Consider the following 16,493-nt stretch of genomic DNA (forward strand, 5'->3'; position numbering starts at 1 on the left):
TGCGAGACGACCGACGAGCCGACCCTGCAGCTCATGTAGGTGGCGTCGAGCCACAGGTAGCAGCACGGCGTGCCCGAAAGGTCGCGGCGGCGGAACTCCTCCACCTCGGCGTCGAGGTCGGAGCAGAGGCTCGAGACCTCCGAGCTCGACAGCGAGGATATGCCCAGCTTGGACGCCACGCGCTCGACCTTGCGGGTGGACACGCCGCACACGTACATCTCCTGCACGATGGCGGCCACCGAGGTGTCGACGCGCGACCATCGCGCGAGCATGCCCTCGGGGTAGTAGGTGCCGTGCCTGAGCTTGGGTATCTCGAGCTCCACGTCGCCCACGGCGGTCTTGAGCGACCTGGGGCGGTAGCCGTTGCGGCTGTTCTCCCTGCCGTCGCTGCGCTCGTTGCGGCTCGCGCCGCACATCTGCTGGGCCTCGGAGTCCATCAGCGCGTTCATCACGCCGCCCAGCACCCTGCACGCGAACTCGCGCGCGTCGCCGCACTCCTGCCAAAGCCTCGCCGCCTCGAGGGCCTCGTCGCGGCCGAGGCGCAGTACACTCTCTTCTTGGGGCATCGCCTTTCCTTCCATTCGTCACCTTCATTACTCCAACGACGAATTCTAGGCGGTGTCCCCTCCCTTTCAAGAAAGAGAAGAGGCGGGGCATGCCCCGCCTCTTACACCACATCTCTGCGCGCTACCGACTCCAAGAGGTCGTGGACAAAAAGTGGCAAATATGAGTACTGTTACCGTTTTAGTAGCAGGCAAAACCACCCAAAATGGCGCTCATGCGGTAGCGCGCGAGCCTTCCAGTTGACCAGAATGGCCGGCTTAGGACTTGGAGACCCGCTTTTAATAAACAGATTCTTAACTATGTTCATTATTTTCTTGGTCGTAAATGCTATTGGCCTGACAACAGTACTCATATTTGGCATTATTTGTCCACTCACATATTACTAACCCCCTATAACAGGCAAAATACAGGCCGCAACCCATGGCAGCGGCCTGTTTGGAGTCCAAAAGAGGCGTTAAGCGCTGTAGCCCATCGCTTGCAGCACAAACATGACGACCGTCAGCACCGTAATCACGGCGATAGTCGCCCAAGTGAGCACGTTCCACACGCGGCCGTTGCGGTTGGCACCCATAATGTGACGGTCAGCGGCGATAACCACCTGGAACACCAGAACCACGGGCAGCAGCACGCCATTGATGACCTGCGAGGTCATCATAATCTGGAACAGATCGACGCCGGGCATAAGCACCAGCACGGCAGAGATACCGATGATGGCCGTAATGATGCCGCGATAGACCGGGGCCTCGTCCCAGCTGCGGTCGGCACCGCGCTCCCAGCCAAATGCCTCGCAGATAGCGCTCGACGTAACGCCCGGCAGCACGCAGGCAGCCAAGAAGCTCGCCGCGACCAGGCCCGAGGCAAACAGTACCGTAGACCACTGACCCGCAATAGGCTCCAGCGCGCGGGCAGCATCGGCAGCATCGCTAATCTGAATACCCGCCGGGAACAACACCGTGCCGGTCGTGATGATAATAAAGCCGGCAATAACATCGGCGGCAAGCGAGCCGCTCACGGTATCAATACGCTGCAGCACGATGTCGTCCTCGCCCGCATTCTTATCGACCACGTTGTTCTGCGCCAAGAAAATCATCCACGGCGCGATGGTGGTACCGATCGTTGCGACCACGAGCGACACGTAGCTGGGGTCATTTTGAATGTTAGGCACGACCAGGTCGACCGCGACCTCACCCCAGTTGGGGCCAGCCATAAACGCGGCGACGATATAGGTCACGAACACGCAGCTCACCAGCAGCAGAATCTTCTCGATGCGCTGGAAACTACCCGACATGGTAAGCATCCACACCAGCAGCGCCACCAACGGCACCGAGATGCTCGCCGGCACGCCAAAGAGAGCAAGGCCGCTGGCGATGCCCGCAAACTCCGAAATGGTCACAGCCGTGTTGGCGATCAACAACGCCGCCATAGCAAGTACACTCTTGCGCACGCCAAAGCGCTCGCGAATGAGCGATGCCAGGCCCTTGCCCGTGACGCAGCCGCAGCGCGCCGCGGTCTCCTGCGTCACGATGAGCAGCACAGTCATGACGGGAAGCATCCAGAGCATCTTGTAGCCATAGCTGGCGCCCGCGCTGGAATACGTTGCAATGCCGCCGGCGTCATTGCCCGAAAGCGCCGCCAGCAGACCGGGACCCATAGCGCCAAAGATGGCCGCGATGGTCAACTTTTGCTTGGTGCCCGACTTTTGCTTGGTATTTTGCACGCGACCACCTAACCCATGACCGACATGGTGAGCAGCACCGCAGCGGCGCAGTACGCTACGCACGAGATCATGACGGCAATAACGTTCATGGCGGTGCCCGACGTGTTGAGGTCATGCTCGTCACGCCAGAACAGCACCATCAGGTAAATCACGGCGCTCATGTTGCCAACCAGGCAAATGATGGCAGCGATATTAAAGCACCCGGTAAAGAGTTGCTCCTCAAACATGGGCGCATCGGGGAACGCAGCGGTGCGCACCAGCTGGGCGCACAGGTAGGTCACGAGCGACAGGATCAGGCCCATGCCCGTGCTCTGGAAGAAGAACCCCAGATACGGCTTGGGCTCGTCATCGTGACCGTCATACTCCAGGAAGTAGTTCTTGACGAACGACACCATGCGCGAGGCCGCCAGCAGCACGAGCGGCATGGCGCACATGGGGAACACCACCAGATGCGCGGAGCCGAGCGCCGTCCCCAGCACCGTTGCCATGATGCACGAGGCAATGCCCCACACGACAACCCAGTACTGGCGATGCACGAACCAGCTGAGCACATTCGTCGAGTCGTCGGACGCGCTATCGCCCGAGCCGACGCCTGCGATCTGCAGGTCCTCCTGATGCTCCTCAGCGATAACGTCCATGGCGTCGTCGAAGGTTACGATACCCAGGATATGACGGTTCTCATCGCAGACAGGGATGGCAACCAGGTCGTACTTGGTCATCTCGTCCGTCACGTCTTCCTGGTCCTCGTCGGGCGACACATAGACCAGGTCGCGATAGGCCAGCTGACCCAGCGTGGCGTCGCGGTCGGCTACGATCAGCGTGCGCAGCGAAAGCACGCCGGTCAGCATGCCGCTCGGATCCTCGGTATAGACGTAGTAGACGCTCTCGAAGTCCTCGTCGAGCTCGCGAATCGCCTCGATGGCGTCACCGACCGTTGCCGTAGCGGGCAGGGAGACAAACTCCGAGGTCATGATGCGGCCGGCGGTGTTGTCCTCATACCCCAGCAGGTTACGAATCGCCTTCTCCTCCTTGACGCCCATCAGGCGCAGGAGCTTCTCGGCCTTCTCGTAATCGAGCTCGTCGATCAGATCGGCGGCGTCGTCCGGGTCCATCATGGCCAGCATCGACGATGCGTCGGTGTCGGACAGGCCCTCGAGCATCTCGGTCATAAGCTCGTCGTCATCGAACTCCGAGATGGCCTCGGCGGCCTGGGCAGTATCGAGCTGCGCAAACACCTGCGCACGCAGGCGCGGGTCGAGCTGCTCGATAATGTCGGCGATGTCGGCAGGGTGCAGCTCGCCGAGCGTCTTGTGCGACACCGAGAGTTGAATGTTCTTGGTCGAGCGGTCGAGCAGGTCCATGTAGGACCAAGCGATGATGTCCTCACTGAGCGGCTTGCCCAGGTGCTTCATAAAGCCTTCGACGATATGCTCGAGCGCGGGGCTGATGGCGCGTAGCAGACCGCGGGCACCGACCTCGGCGCCCAGCAGGCGCAGCTGGTTTTCGCCCGACATGGAAAACTTAATGTCGTTTACGCGCACGACCTTCATGCCCTGCGTGTCGACAATCTGCTTGTTGAGCACGTCGCGGGCAAGCAAGAGTTCGGTCGGCTGCAGGTACGAAAAACGGATTTCGGTGGCCGACGTCTTAAGGTGTACACCCGTCTCGTCGATACGGTCGACCCATTTGCGCCAGCTGATCATAAACGGCGTCTTGCCGGGGCCGCGGAACGCGAGCGACGTCACGTGTGGAAAAACTTCGCCGGTAGCAATGCCAAAATCGTTCACAACGCCGAGCTTTTCGCCATCGACGTCCAAGACCGGCAATTTGAGCATCTCACTCAGATAATTCAATGGTGCTCCCCATCATTATTCCTGCGGACCGCGGCCAGACGGGTACGCTATCCGTGGATTGTTTGATATGTATACGCATGCGCGGGCGGCACGCCGCTCGACGCTCACACCCCGTGCATGCGCAAAAAGCACCTGCATGGGGTCATCGACTGTATGGTCGAGGTTTGGATTTCACCTGTAACCTTTCTCTTGACCCTCATTAACCGCAGTAACTATAGCATCAGCATTGCGCTGCGGCACCGAGTTTATGCGCTGCACATTGCAGGCATACCAAACGCTGACGTATCCGTGACATAGTCGTTGGGGACTACTCCGTGGTGTCGTCGTCCTCGGCGAGTTGGGGGAATACGGCGTTCTTGGGCATGGTGACCTTGGTGAGCGAGGTGAGCTTTTTGCTGAGCGCCGTGTCTGTCTTGACCAGGTCGCTGAGCGTCACGATCTTGTAGCCGTCGGCAACAAGGCCATCGATAATCTGCGGCAGCGCCTCGAGCGTCTGCTCAGCGCACTCGTCGCTATCGGTGAGCAGCACAATATTGCCCGGCGTCACCGAATCGAGCACCGTCGAGACCTGCTCGTCGGCACCGTTGAGCAGCCAGTCGCCCGAGTCGATATTCCACGAGACCACGGCGGACACCAGGTCCATCGAGTCAATCCAGTTTTGCTCGTCAAAGGCGGCGTACGGGGCGCGCAACAGCATCGTCTCAACGCCGGTCGCCGACTTAATCGCCTCGGTGCCCTTCGTGATCTGATTGCGCACCGTCTCGCGATCTTCGCCCTTGAGCGAATCATCGCTGTAACTGTTGGAGCCGATCTCACACCCGGCATCGACAATCGCCTTGGCAGCAGCAGGCGAGGCCTCCGCGGCATCGCCCGAAAGGAAGAACGTCGCCGTGACGCCCTTTTCCTTGAGCACCTGCAAGATCTGCTTGGTCGCGCCACTCGGGCCCTCGTCAAACGTCAGGGCCACATACTTTTCGTTGCCCTTGGGCGCTACGCTTGCGCACTCGACTACGCAGTCGGTGGCGGGCACGACCTCGCCACGGTCCCGCGTCTTGCCCGACTGCTCGCCGACCCACACCTCGGAGCGACCCTGGACGCCCCATGTCTGCACGTACTCGATGGCACCCGTGCCCTCGACCTTCAGCTTGGGCTCGATGGTCGTGGCCTGCACCTCGTGCTTCTCGTAGATGTTGCGGCCGTCTTTGACCGTCACCTTCTCGCCGCCGGTAAGCTCGCGGCTGTCCCATTTGCCCTGCTTCACGCGCTTGCCGTCAACTTTCACCGACAGCTTTTCGCCCCCGTGGCGCTTGAGCACGCTGTCGTCGACGGCCAGCAGGTCGCCCGCGTCATAGGTGTCGGTCAACTCCTGGTCGTCGATAAGATTCTGCAGCGTAGAACCCACGCGCACCGCGGTCTTTTGTCCGTTGAGCTCCACGTCCACGCTGCGGTTGACGTAGCCCACGACGGCAGCGATGAACAGCACGAGCGCGCAGCCCACAGCGATAAGCGCATAGGGCAGACGGGATGGACGGCGGGGCGAACGCCCGTTGCCGATGCGAGCGCTGCGGTCGCTAAAGCCGCGGCTATGGTTGAGGTACATCGCGCCGGGCTTACGGCGGCGTTTGCGCTGGCCGCTGGGCAGCTGCCCCAGGTCGCGGCGCGCCGTCGGACGCGCACCGGAGTGCCCGTTTAAGTTGGATCCGTTTTGGCGCATGTGCCCTCCCCCATAAACACAGCGAGCCGGAGCAACATGTCTCCGGCTCGCCTCCCATCATTTGGCACGTCGCTATTTGCTAGCTTTTGACGAGCCACCGCTCGCCTTTTGGTATTCGTCCTTAAAGGCCTTGAACATGCCGCGCGTCTTGCCGAGCTGCTTGCCCAGCGCACGACTGCCCTTGTCCACGGCGACCGATCCCTTGTCATCGAGCACCTTGGCGCCCTTTTTGACCTTATCGCCCACCACGACACTGGCCTCGGCAGCCTTGGCGGCCGCGCCGCCCGAATACCCGAGTGCCTTGACCTCGTCCGAGACGATCATCGCGCCGTTCTCGTAGCCGCGCAGCATCGTCGGCGGCACCTGCGTGTCACCGACAAGCACGCTCGAAGCGGCACCGGCGGTCACATAGAACATCTGAACGATGCCCGAGCGCGGCTTGAACTCCACGTCCGAACAATAGCCCACGACATCGCCCGATTCCGTGCGCACGTCCATACCAACCCAGATGATGCAATCGTCCAGATTAATGTCGAGGCGCTTGGCCGCGGCGGCATCGTAGGTGTCCTTGGCGTCATCCACCGCGATAGCGCCCTCATAGACGCCGATGGCATCGAGCGCCACAAATCGGTCGGGGCGCTCAATCATGCCCGCAATATCGGACTGGCGAACCATAAAGCCCACCACGCGCGTTCCGCCCGGAGTAAAGACCGGAAAGTGTATCTTTCCGAGCTTTTTAGGGCTGCGCGGCGTGCCGTCCTTTTTGGTGCGCTTGTCCTCGGTGGGCTTGCGATAGATCTTGGCGCCGACAAAATCCCCGGCGCGCATTATGCCTCGGTCGAGGGCTCCGCAGCCTCGGTGTCGGCCTCGGCGGCGTTCTCGACCACGACGTCGGCGGCGGGCGTCACGTTGCCGCCCGAGATGGCGTCGTTGAGCTGCTCGCGCAGCTGGTCCATGCGCTCGCGGGCCAGGTCGACCTTGGCACGCAGGTCATCGGTCTTGGCATCGACCATCGGGCCGAAGTCGTTGACCGCGGCGCGGGCCTCCTCGGCACCATGCTCGTAGGTATCGCGCATGTTATCCCAAGCGTCGTTGGCGATATCGGCAGCCATGGCGCGGGTCTCGGCGCCTGAGCGCGGGGCCAGAGCAACGCCGATGATAGCGCCGGCGGCGGCACCAAAGAGTGCACCGGAGACAAAGCTAAAAGTCTTACCCATGATCATTCCTCTCCTGCGGGCACGTCGGCGCCCACCGTTTGAATGCTGTCCATTATACCCGCAGCGCAACACTTGCCGCCCCGCTCATCTGCATACGGCAAAGACGCAGGTACATGATGTTGTTGAGCGAGCGAACCTACTCCTGCGGCATGGCGGGCATGGCAACCGTGGCAGCCGGATCCCCGCCGGCGCCGTCCACGAGGGGCAAGCCGCCCTCATGCGCCGATCCAGTCGGAGCCGTTGCCGCGCCGCCGAAGACGGCCGCGGAGACCTCGTGATTCTCGACAACCGCGCCCTCGGTATCAATCGCCACCTGGGGCTCGTCATCAAAGCTGGGAACGCCCTGGGGCTCAGCTGCCGGCTCGGCGGCCGCATCGGCAACGGGCTCAGTGTCGGCGTCGGCAGGAGCGTCGCCCTCGGGCGCATCCTCGGCCACGTCCTCGCCGTTCGCAGCGGCAACGGCCTCGTGCGGGTCCTTGCCCTCGGCCTCGGCACGCATGCCCAGCACCAGGTTGCGCAGGCCCGCGACCGTGCCTTCCACGTCGGGGGCCGGTTGGTCGGCGTGCAGGTACGCCCAGTCCATCATAAAGGTGGCCGACGACAGCGCGCCAATGGCCAGCGCGTCATCGGGACACGAAAGCTCAACCTCAAAGACACGCTCGTCATGCTCGCTCACGCGCGTGCGACCGCACGAAATGCTGCCCGCAAGACCGGTCTCGTTCATGAGCTCGACCGTCACGTGCTCCAGCAGGTGGCAAAGCTCGGTCTGGCCCATGCAGTCCTGGAACTCGCGACCGGAATCACCCAGGCACAGGTGCTTGGCAATCGCCGGCACCAGGTAGTACACGCGCGCCGTGGCCTCGATATCCTCCGAGGTCATGAGCGGCATGCCGGGGTTCACCAGCACGTGCGCGCAAATCTTGTCCTCGCTGACGGTGACCTTAAGGATGTTGAACAGGCCTGCCATAACTCTCCCCTACTCTTCCTTGCCCTACTCGTCGCCATCGTGCGGATCCACAGAGCCCGCACCCGACGCCGCCGGCTTCTCTGCCGAGGACTCGGAATCCTTCTTATCGGTTTCGGCCGGAGCGATCACGCGAATGAGCGAGATGCGCTGGCCACGCATCGACTGTACCTTGAACTTGTACCCTGCAACCTCAAACACCTCTCCGATGTCGGGTACCGAGTCGCAAAGCTCCAAAATCCAGCCGGCGATGGTCTCATAATCATCGCTTTCCTCGAGCGGCCAACCAAGCTCAATCGCGTCATCGCACGAAAAACGCCCATCGACGAGCCACTCACGGCGCGAGAGGCGCGTGAGGTACTTGTTGTCGGGGTCGAACTCGTCCTCGATCTCGCCGACGATCTCCTCGACGATATCTTCAATAGTGATGATGCCGGCCGTTCCGCCGTACTCATCCACGACGACCACGATCTGGTCGTGCGAGGTCTGCATCTCGGACAGCAACGGCAGGATGTCCTTGGTATCGGGCACAAAGGTGGCATCGCGCAAATAGCTGGCGATGGGCTGGTCGCCCTTGCCGTCGAGCGCGGGCTGGATCAGGTCCTTGATGTGCGCGATGCCCGCGACGTTGTCGGGATCCTCGTGATAGACGGGGATGCGGCTGAAGCCGGTCTGGCGCATGGTGGACAGCACGTCGGCGACCGTCTCGTCGTCCTCGCACATGGTGGTGTCCACGCGCGGCACCATGACCTCGCGAGCCACGGTGTCGCCCAGGTCGAAGATCTCGTGGATCATGCGCTTTTCCTCGTCGAGCAGGTCGTCCTGCTCCGAGACCATGTACTTGATCTCTTCCTCCGAGACGTTCTGGCGGTCATCGGCGCTCTTGATGCGCAGGATGCGGGCCAGACCATCGGAGCAGGCGCCGGTCAGCCACACGAGCGGGCGGGCGATCTTTTGGAACACGGAGAGCGGTCCCACAACCTGCTTGGATACGCCCTCGGCGTTAGCGAGGCCGATGCGCTTGGGCACGAGCTCGCCGATCACGATGGACACAAAGGCGACGGCGACGGTGATGATGACCGGCGCTAGGCCGCGCGCGATGGCGGAAAGCGGCGCGATGCCAAAGCTCATGAGCCACGTGGCAAGCGGGTCGGACAGGCTCGTCGAGGCGACGGCGGACGAGGCGAAGCCCACGAGCGTAATGGCAACCTGGATGGTGGCCAACAGCTGGTCGGAGTCGGCGGCGAGCTGGACGGCGCGCTCGGCGCGCTTATCGCCCTCCTCGGCATCATGCTCCAACACGGCGCGCTTAGCCGTGGTGAGAGCCATCTCGGACATGGAGAAGTAGCCGTTGATGAGGGTCAAAACGAGGGTGGTAATAAGGGAGATGGTTATGTCCATCGGGAGTTTCTCGAACCTCCAAGATTCGGGACGTCAGGGTGAAACGTTGATGGCGGATACGGCAATTGCGCCGGCGCCCAAACGAGGACGCGGGCGCGGTCGCTAGATTACGAAGAGAATCACCGCCATGAACTGGAAGATGCTGCCGGCGAGCACCCACAAGTGGAAAACACTGTGCAGATAGCGCACGTTTTTGGCGATATAGAACGGCACGCCCACGGTATAGCACACGCCACCGACGGCGAGCAGGGCAAGTGCCACGGGGTTGAGCAGCGCCACAAGTTCGGGCAGCTTAAAGACGACAAGCCAGCCCATCAGCAGGTAGACCAAGCCGCTTACCCAGTGCGGCTGGCGCTCGCGCATAAAGCACTCGAGCGCGATGCCGATGATGGCGATGGCCCACACGGCAAAGAACAGCATTGGGCCGCCGTCATTCGCGAGCGTGATGAGGCAAAACGGCGTATAGCTGCCGGCAATGAGCAGGTAGATGCAGCTATGGTCGATGATGCGGAATACGCGCTTGGCACCCGCGGGCTGAATCGCGTGATAGAGCGTGGAAGCCAGATATTCGAGAATAATGCTGACGCCATAGACAATCGCCGCGGCCATGTGGTCTGGGCCTCCGCCGCGCAGGGCAGCGAATACGATCAGGAGCACCAGGCCCGCGATACCCAGCAGGCAGCCGACACCATGGGTGACGGAGTTCATGATCTCCTCGCCCACCGTGTAGTGTGGAACGGCCGCGGTCTTGGGTCGCGGCTTAGAACTGTCGCTCGAATCGGACATGCCGGTTACATCCTCCAATGTAAAGAGTTCTCAACACTATATCAAAGCGTCTAGGTACGTGCGAAATTTGCACCATACGTGACCCTTTGTTTACCCATTCTTTGCCTGTTGACGCATCAACGGCGAACGTCCATAATGCGCTTGCATTAAATGTTGATGTATTAACATCTTATAGGAGAATACCGCATGGCTCAAAACGCACGTTCCCATCGAAAGCTCAAGATAGCCGGCATCGTTGCACTGGTGGTTGTCGTTGCGCTGCTCGGATTTGCCGGCAACTTTTTGTTTGACTTTGCCCTGAACCCCCAAGCGCCGTACACCATGAAGATGATGCAGGATAGCAAGAACGACAAAAAAGGTGAACAGCCGGATGCCGAGGACACCGAGGCGCGGGCGTGGTTTAAGGAGAACCGCAAGGGCAGCAGCCTCACCGCAGATGACGGAACCGAGCTCGCCGCTTGGTATTTTGCCGCCTCGGAGAACACCCACGATTACGCCGTCTGCCTGCATGGATATACCAATGAGCCCATCGGCATGGCCCGATACGCCAAGCGCTTCCACGACCGCGGCATGAACGTGCTCGCACCCGCCGCCCGCGCCCACGAGCGCTCCGGCGGCGACTATATCGGCATGGGCTGGCCCGAGCGGCTCGATGTCGTCGCATGGATTGGGCGGATCGTTCAGGCTGACCCCGAGGCGCGCATCCTGGTCTTTGGCGAGTCGATGGGTGCGGCAACCGCCATGAACGTCGCGGGGGAATCTCTGCCCGCAAACGTAAAATGCATTATCGAGGACTGCGGTTACACGAGTGTCTGGGACGAGTTTTCTCTGCAGCTCAAGGACGTGTTCGGCCTGCCCAGCTTTCCCTTGCTCGATGTGGCAAACTTGGTGTGCAACGTGCGCGCAGGCTACGACTTTCATAAGGCGAGCAGCGTGGAGCAACTCAAACACGCGACGGTTCCCATGCTGTTTATCCACGGCGACCAGGACACCTTTGTGCCGTACGACATGCTCGACCAAAACTACGACGCGTGCGCCAGCAGGGTCAAGCAAAAGCTCACCATCCATGGCGCCACCCACGCCAAGAGTGCGCAAGTTGACCCCGAGCTCTACTGGAACACGGTCGACGACTTCCTCGACGAGTATTTTTAGGCAAAAAGCAACGTCTGGGGCTTTATCTGACCCCCTATTTTCGGAAGTATGCGGCAAAATCTGGGACTGCCGACCAAACCGCAGTTTTACCAACAATTTATCAGGTGTTTTGTTGCCAAAAAATGTCGTGTGCTCGGCGATCTCGAAATTTGCCGCATACTTCCGAAAAGCCGCCCGTGGACACTGTGCTCACGGGCGGCTTTTGCTAACGTTGCGCCACAAAGGCGCTTGATATGTCCAATAGACAGGTGCTACTTGACCTCGATGAGCTCGTACTCGCTCGTGCCCAGGCCGATCTTCTCGGCATGCGCGATGCACGCGCGCCAGTCGGTATCGGGATGCGTGATGCAGAAGGGGTCGTGCGCCTGCTCGCCCTCCAGATGCTCGTGATTGTGCTCCATCTTGGCCGCGCTATCGGTGAGCTCGGTGTTGGGCAGCGGCTCGGATGCCATGACGGCATCGGCGCAGGCCTGGTCGATGGCGACCGGGTCGAAGCTCGCGAACATGCCGATGTCGTTGACGATAGGCGTGTCGTTTTCGGGATGGCAATCGCAGTTGGGGCTGATATCCATGGCGAGCGAAATGTGGAAGCTCGGGCGGCCGTCGACGACGGCCTTGGTGTACTCGGCGATCTTGCAGTTGAGCACGTCGGCCGCGGCGTCATAGCCGGGCTTGATGCAGTCCTGGTTGCATGCCGCAATGCAGCGTCCGCAGCCCACGCAGCGATCGTGGTCGATAGCGGCCACGTGCACCGTGCGAGTAGCGCCGCTGGCAAGCTCGCGCTCGCGGGTGCCGTCGAACGAGACAGCGTTGTGCGCGCAGATCTTTTCGCAGGCACGGCAGCCAACGCAGTGCTCGGTCGAGACGTTCGGCTTGCCGGCGGCATGCTGCTCCATCTTGCCGGCACGGCTGCCGCCTCCCATACCCAGGTTCTTCATGGCGCCGCCAAAGCCGGCCTGCTCATGGCCCTTAAAGTGGGTGAGGCTGATCACGATATCGGCATCCATGAGCGCCTGACCGATCTTGGCCTCGCGCACGTACTCGCCACCCTCGACCGGGACGAGCGCCTCGTCGGTGCCCTTGAGGCCGTCGGCGATGATGATCTGGCAACCCGTGGCATACGGGGTAAAGCCGTTCTGATAGGCGGTATCGATGTGCTCGAGCGCGTTTTTGCGGCTACCCACATAGAGCGTGTTGCAGTCGGTGAGGAAGGGCTTGCCGCCCAGCTCCTTCACGACATCCGCGACAGCGCGGGCGTAGTTGGGGCGCAAAAAGCTCAGGTTGCCCAGCTCGCCAAAGTGAATCTTGATGGCGACGAACTTGTTCTCGAAGTCGATCTGCTCAATACCGGCGTGACGAATGAGGCGCTTGAGCTTGTCGAGCTGGCTCTCGCGAGCATGCGTGCGCAGGTTGGTGAAGTACACCTTAGCGGGTGCTGCGGGTGCAGTTGCGGTCATAAATCTATCCCCTCGGTCTATATGGCGTTACAGACATAGGAGATGGTACCCGTTAAAGCGGGGTTAATGTCAAGCACGGCGCCTAGTCATTTAAGTACGTCCCCAATGACTACTCCTGCACCTTAAGGGCCTCGGCCAGGCTGACGCGCTTGATAGAGCGCGTGTGTAGCAGTGCCACGACCAGGTAGGTCGCAAAGCCAATGCCGACGCATGCAGCCATGGACCAAGCGGGCACGTAGATCTCGATATTGCCGTTGTAGGCGAGCAGCATCGAGCGGAAGATGGCCGTGAGCGAGCCGATGATCACCGGCAGGCTCAGCATGAGCGATGCCACCACGCACAGCGTGATCGAGCGGATGTACAGATGCGAGATCTCGCTATCGCGATAGCCAAAGACTTTCATGTAGCTGATCGAACGGGCGCTGTGGTCGATCACCGCTTTGGTCAGCAGGTACATAAACAGCAGGAAGATAAACACCGCGAGCCCGATCATCATTCCGATCATTTTGCTCATCATGCCGATGAACTGGTCACCCACGGCGCGCATGTCGTCGGGCGTGGTGTCGCCGGCAAAGTAACGAGCATCGAGGTCGAGCTTCTCGTCGCTCACATAGCCGTTAAAGTAGGCAGCGTCGTTGCCGAACAGCTCGTTAAAGTCGTCGATACTCATATAGATATTCATGTCCGACTTGGAGCCCCAGGCACAGTCCTTGCCCGCGTACTCAAGGGAATAATTCTTGCCCTCGTACTTGTCGCGAAGCTTAACCTCCTGCCCCTCGTTCCAGCCAAACTTGTCGAGTAGGCCGCCGCCAAAGACGACACGGCCGTCGCCGACGTTGAGGTCTTTCCAATAGCGCGAATTGGATGAAATGCCGTAGACGGAAATCGTCTCCTCGCCATTTCCATCGCCGCGATCGTATTGCAGCTGGTAGATGGCGTATTTCTCGGCCTGTGCAATTGCGCCCGCGCCGTTGTCGGTCGTATTGACCGGGTGGATATCGTCGTTGTCGGTGTCGATCTTAGAGGCCTTGTCGATCAGGTCGATGGCCTCATCGCGGTTGCAGCCGAGGGCATCGGCAAGATCGTCAAGGCGCGCGTAGAGCGCATCCTTCTTGTCCTGGACCTTGGCGAGCGCGTCCTGCGCCGCGACCAGGCTCTCGGCAGACGGAGAGCTGGTCGCGGCATCGGCAACCGCCTGCGCGGCATCGACCGCGTCGTCAAGCTCGTCGTCCGCATCTTGAGCGGCAGAAAGCAGCGCGCCGTCAACCGACTGCAAGCGCTCGAGTGCCGACCACTGCTCGCGCTCCTCGGCAGTGCCCTCGAGCTCCAGCGGCGCCTTGAGCGTGTACTGGTGCTCGGCGACCAGGCTTGTCTCGAGGTTGTCCGCGTAGTGCGTCATCGTGGGCAGAATCGCCAGGCCAAAGAGCAGTAGCAGCGAGGCAAACGCGATGCCCACGAAGAGCGTGGCGAAGTTGCCCAGATTGCGCAGGAAGATACGCAGGCGGAAGCGGGAAACAAAACCCATGCGCTCCGGCAGCTGCAGGCCGCGCTTGGTGCCCGATTTGCCACTCGCCTCGTGACGAAGGAACTGCAACGGCGTCTTGCCCATCTTGCGAAGCAGACCCACCAGCGTGATGAGGATGAGCGCGGCGGCGGGAACCACGGCGCACTTCACAAAGATCTCCCAGCTCCAGTACACCTGGAAGGGCGGCAGGCTGTACGAACCGTAATAGAGGCTGCGCATGGGCTCAGTAAAGAACACAACGCCGAGCGCAGTGCCCAAAAGCGCCGCGACCACGCCCACGATGGCGGGAAGCGCAAGGTAGTGCAGCACGATCTCGCGACGGCGATAGCCGCTGGCGAGCAGTGTGCCGATGATGGCACTCTCCTCCTCGATGGTGGCGTCGGTGAGCACCACAAAGACAAACGCCATGATCACGATGATGATGTCGAGCAGCGTCATCCACATCATGGAGTCGCCGTCTACGTCGTCGCGCGCATAGCCAATGCCCTGATTGGAATCGGCATCGATCAGATCGTCCACGCGCGCATCGGCATCGGTGAGCGCCTCTACCATATCCTGCTCGGCATCGGTGCGGTCCGCAACGGAAAGGTCGCGATCGGCAAAGGTGAAGGAGTAGGTGTAGGCAGGCGCGCCGCCGGCATCCTCGAGCGCGGCAAAGCCGCCATCGGTGACCTCGGCTACGCCGTACGTGATGGTGTTCACCGTAAAGTCCGAATTGTTGAGGAACAGCGCCTGGCTATCGGGCTGGGTCATGATGCCGCAGATGGTGTAGGTGCGGCCCTCAAGCTCGACCTTATCGCCCACGGACAGGTCGTTGTTGGTGGCAAAGACACGGTCGATGGCCACCTCGTCATCCGCCTTGGGCTGCTTGCCCTCACAGTAGGACGCGATATCGACCTTGGTGCGGTGCGCATAGGTGCGCAGCGTGCGCTTGGTGCCGTCGTCGCCAGACGCCTTTTTGATGATGGCGTCGATGGAGAAATTCTTGTAGAGCGTGACGCCGCCGACGTCGCCGGCTGCATCCTCGGCGACCTTGAGTTGATCGTCGGTAGCCTCGAAGGAGGTGGTCACGCGGCCGTCCTCAATCGTGTACGCATCGCGCATGTCGTCGATAAGGCAGCCGATAGAATGCGCTGCGAGCAAAAAGCCCGAGGTGAGAGCAATGCTTCCGCACATAAGCAAAAAGATGCCCAGGAACTTGCCGATATTGCGGCGCAGCTCGCGCGGGAGACGTTTTGCGAGAGGTGTCATGGCGCCGCCTACCAATCAAGCTCGGCGGCCGCAACGGGCGACTCGTTGAGCTCATCCTCGACGATGTGCCCGTCGCGCAGGCGCAGCACGCGATTGGCCATGCGCGCGATGGCGGCATTGTGGGTGACAATGATGATGGTGCAGCCGTAGGTGCGGTTGACATCCTCCATGAGCTGCAAGATTTCCTTGGACGTCTTATAGTCAAGCGCGCCCGTGGGCTCGTCGCACAGCAGCAGGCCCGGGTTTTTGACGAGTGCGCGGCCGATGGCACAGCGCTGCTGCTGGCCGCCCGAGACCTGGCGCGGGAACTTGTTGCGGTGCTCGTAGAGACCCAGCGAACGCAGCAGGTCTTCGACATTGAGCGGGTTTTTGGACAGGTGCGCCGTGACCTCGATGTTCTCCTTGATGGTGAGATCGGGTACCAGGTTGTAGAACTGAAAGACAAAGCCCAGCTCACGGCGGCGATACTCGCCCAGGTCGGTAGGCTTGAGCACAGTGAGGTCGCAGCCGTCCACCATGATGGAGCCGCCGTCGGCATCCTCCAAGCCGCCGATCAGGTTAAGGAATGTCGATTTGCCCGAGCCAGAGGGCCCCAGCATGACGCAGATCTCTCCGCGGTTGATGGACGTGTCGATGCCATCGAGTACCGTCAGGCGCGCATCACCGTCGCCGTAGTGCTTTTTGAGATCCTTAACCTGGACGTAGGCTTTCTGCGTTGCCATGGTATCCCCCATTGTTAGCCTCATACTACTTTATGAGCGTAATAGTAAACCTTGGCGAACTATTTTGGAGCGAGGCTTGGGATTTATTTCAGACTAGTCATTGGGTGTTCCTATAGTTTTGTCAACCGTCGGGGCTACTCCCGGTAGGGCACCCGGTCGCGCATCACGGC

Annotated in this window: 13 protein-coding genes; 1 reads left to right on the forward strand and 12 read right to left on the reverse strand. The window is 61.0% G+C overall.

Going from position 1 to position 16,493, the window contains the following annotated elements:
• From ABHR75_RS08355 to trhA, 9 genes are all read right to left on the reverse strand, one after another.
• Positions 1-566 (reverse strand): transposase (locus ABHR75_RS08355; protein ID WP_346964090.1); only part of this gene is annotated, 566 nt, incomplete at its 3' end.
• A 452-nt stretch (positions 567-1,018) separates the two neighbouring features.
• Positions 1,019-2,215 (reverse strand): Nramp family divalent metal transporter, encoded by a 1,197-nt coding sequence (locus ABHR75_RS08360; RefSeq protein WP_099432833.1) that lies wholly within the window; start codon positions 2,213-2,215, stop codon positions 1,019-1,021.
• 74 nt (positions 2,216-2,289) lie between these two features.
• Positions 2,290-4,134, reverse strand: a complete 1,845-nt coding sequence (locus ABHR75_RS08365; RefSeq protein WP_195361873.1) for a magnesium transporter — start codon at positions 4,132-4,134, stop codon at positions 2,290-2,292.
• A gap of 307 nt (positions 4,135-4,441) precedes the next feature.
• The gene (locus ABHR75_RS08370) at positions 4,442-5,848 is read right to left on the reverse strand and encodes a polysaccharide deacetylase family protein (RefSeq protein WP_346964091.1); all 1,407 of its coding nucleotides are present in this window, start codon (positions 5,846-5,848) and stop codon (positions 4,442-4,444) included.
• A gap of 72 nt (positions 5,849-5,920) precedes the next feature.
• The gene (locus ABHR75_RS08375) at positions 5,921-6,676 is read right to left on the reverse strand and encodes a PRC-barrel domain-containing protein (RefSeq protein WP_346964092.1); all 756 of its coding nucleotides are present in this window, start codon (positions 6,674-6,676) and stop codon (positions 5,921-5,923) included.
• Complete coding sequence (locus tag ABHR75_RS08380; protein ID WP_117794607.1) at positions 6,676-7,065, reverse strand: YtxH domain-containing protein; 390 nt, start codon at positions 7,063-7,065, stop codon at positions 6,676-6,678. Before ABHR75_RS08380 ends, ABHR75_RS08375 begins: the two co-directional genes overlap by 1 nt.
• 136 nt (positions 7,066-7,201) lie before the next feature.
• Positions 7,202-8,032 carry a cyanophycin synthetase family protein gene (locus ABHR75_RS08385; protein ID WP_346964093.1) on the reverse strand — a complete coding sequence of 277 codons (831 nt, stop codon included), beginning with the start codon at positions 8,030-8,032 and terminating at the stop codon, positions 7,202-7,204.
• 24 nt (positions 8,033-8,056) lie between these two features.
• Positions 8,057-9,430 (reverse strand): hemolysin family protein, encoded by a 1,374-nt coding sequence (locus ABHR75_RS08390; protein WP_138113742.1) that lies wholly within the window; start codon positions 9,428-9,430, stop codon positions 8,057-8,059.
• 102 nt (positions 9,431-9,532) lie between these two features.
• Positions 9,533-10,216: a PAQR family membrane homeostasis protein TrhA gene (gene trhA, locus ABHR75_RS08395; protein WP_346964094.1), complete on the reverse strand. Its 684-nt coding sequence runs from the start codon at positions 10,214-10,216 to the stop codon at positions 9,533-9,535.
• A 186-nt stretch (positions 10,217-10,402) separates the two neighbouring features.
• On the opposite strand from trhA, the gene ABHR75_RS08400 reads away from it, so the two are divergent.
• The gene (locus ABHR75_RS08400) at positions 10,403-11,368 is read left to right on the forward strand and encodes an alpha/beta hydrolase (RefSeq protein WP_346964095.1); all 966 of its coding nucleotides are present in this window, start codon (positions 10,403-10,405) and stop codon (positions 11,366-11,368) included.
• A gap of 251 nt (positions 11,369-11,619) precedes the next feature.
• On the opposite strand, the gene ABHR75_RS08405 is transcribed toward ABHR75_RS08400, so the two are convergent.
• The 3 genes from ABHR75_RS08405 to ABHR75_RS08415 all read right to left on the reverse strand — a co-directional run bounded on the left by ABHR75_RS08405 (position 11,620) and on the right by ABHR75_RS08415 (position 16,323).
• Positions 11,620-12,825: a DUF362 domain-containing protein gene (locus tag ABHR75_RS08405; RefSeq protein WP_346964096.1), complete on the reverse strand. Its 1,206-nt coding sequence runs from the start codon at positions 12,823-12,825 to the stop codon at positions 11,620-11,622.
• A gap of 109 nt (positions 12,826-12,934) precedes the next feature.
• On the reverse strand, positions 12,935-15,601 hold the full coding sequence (locus ABHR75_RS08410; RefSeq protein WP_346964097.1) for an ABC transporter permease: 2,667 nt from the start codon (positions 15,599-15,601) through the stop codon (positions 12,935-12,937).
• An 8-nt stretch (positions 15,602-15,609) separates the two neighbouring features.
• Positions 15,610-16,323 carry an ABC transporter ATP-binding protein gene (locus ABHR75_RS08415; protein WP_346964098.1) on the reverse strand — a complete coding sequence of 238 codons (714 nt, stop codon included), beginning with the start codon at positions 16,321-16,323 and terminating at the stop codon, positions 15,610-15,612.
• Positions 16,324-16,493 lie beyond the last annotated feature (170 nt).

Origin of the sequence: Collinsella aerofaciens (assembly GCF_039752955.1) — a bacterium.
In the GTDB taxonomy this organism is placed as follows: domain Bacteria; phylum Actinomycetota; class Coriobacteriia; order Coriobacteriales; family Coriobacteriaceae; genus Collinsella; species Collinsella aerofaciens_BI.

Bases quoted from the DNA above. Each gene is read 5' to 3' on its own strand.
- ABHR75_RS08360 (WP_099432833.1), bottom strand. From the start codon at position 2,215: ATGGGTCCCGGTCTGCTGGCGGCGCTTTCGGGCAATGACGCCGGCGGC.
- ABHR75_RS08370 (WP_346964091.1), bottom strand. From the start codon at position 5,848: ATGCGCCAAAACGGATCCAACTTAAACGGGCACTCCGGTGCGCGTCCG.
- ABHR75_RS08375 (WP_346964092.1), bottom strand. From the start codon at position 6,676: ATGCGCGCCGGGGATTTTGTCGGCGCCAAGATCTATCGCAAGCCCACC.
- ABHR75_RS08380 (WP_117794607.1), bottom strand. From the start codon at position 7,065: ATGGGTAAGACTTTTAGCTTTGTCTCCGGTGCACTCTTTGGTGCCGCC.
- ABHR75_RS08385 (WP_346964093.1), bottom strand. From the start codon at position 8,032: ATGGCAGGCCTGTTCAACATCCTTAAGGTCACCGTCAGCGAGGACAAG.
- ABHR75_RS08390 (WP_138113742.1), bottom strand. From the start codon at position 9,430: ATGGACATAACCATCTCCCTTATTACCACCCTCGTTTTGACCCTCATC.
- trhA (WP_346964094.1), bottom strand. From the start codon at position 10,216: ATGTCCGATTCGAGCGACAGTTCTAAGCCGCGACCCAAGACCGCGGCC.
- ABHR75_RS08400 (WP_346964095.1), top strand. From the start codon at position 10,403: ATGGCTCAAAACGCACGTTCCCATCGAAAGCTCAAGATAGCCGGCATC.
- ABHR75_RS08405 (WP_346964096.1), bottom strand. From the start codon at position 12,825: ATGACCGCAACTGCACCCGCAGCACCCGCTAAGGTGTACTTCACCAAC.
- ABHR75_RS08410 (WP_346964097.1), bottom strand. From the start codon at position 15,601: ATGACACCTCTCGCAAAACGTCTCCCGCGCGAGCTGCGCCGCAATATC.
- ABHR75_RS08415 (WP_346964098.1), bottom strand. From the start codon at position 16,323: ATGGCAACGCAGAAAGCCTACGTCCAGGTTAAGGATCTCAAAAAGCAC.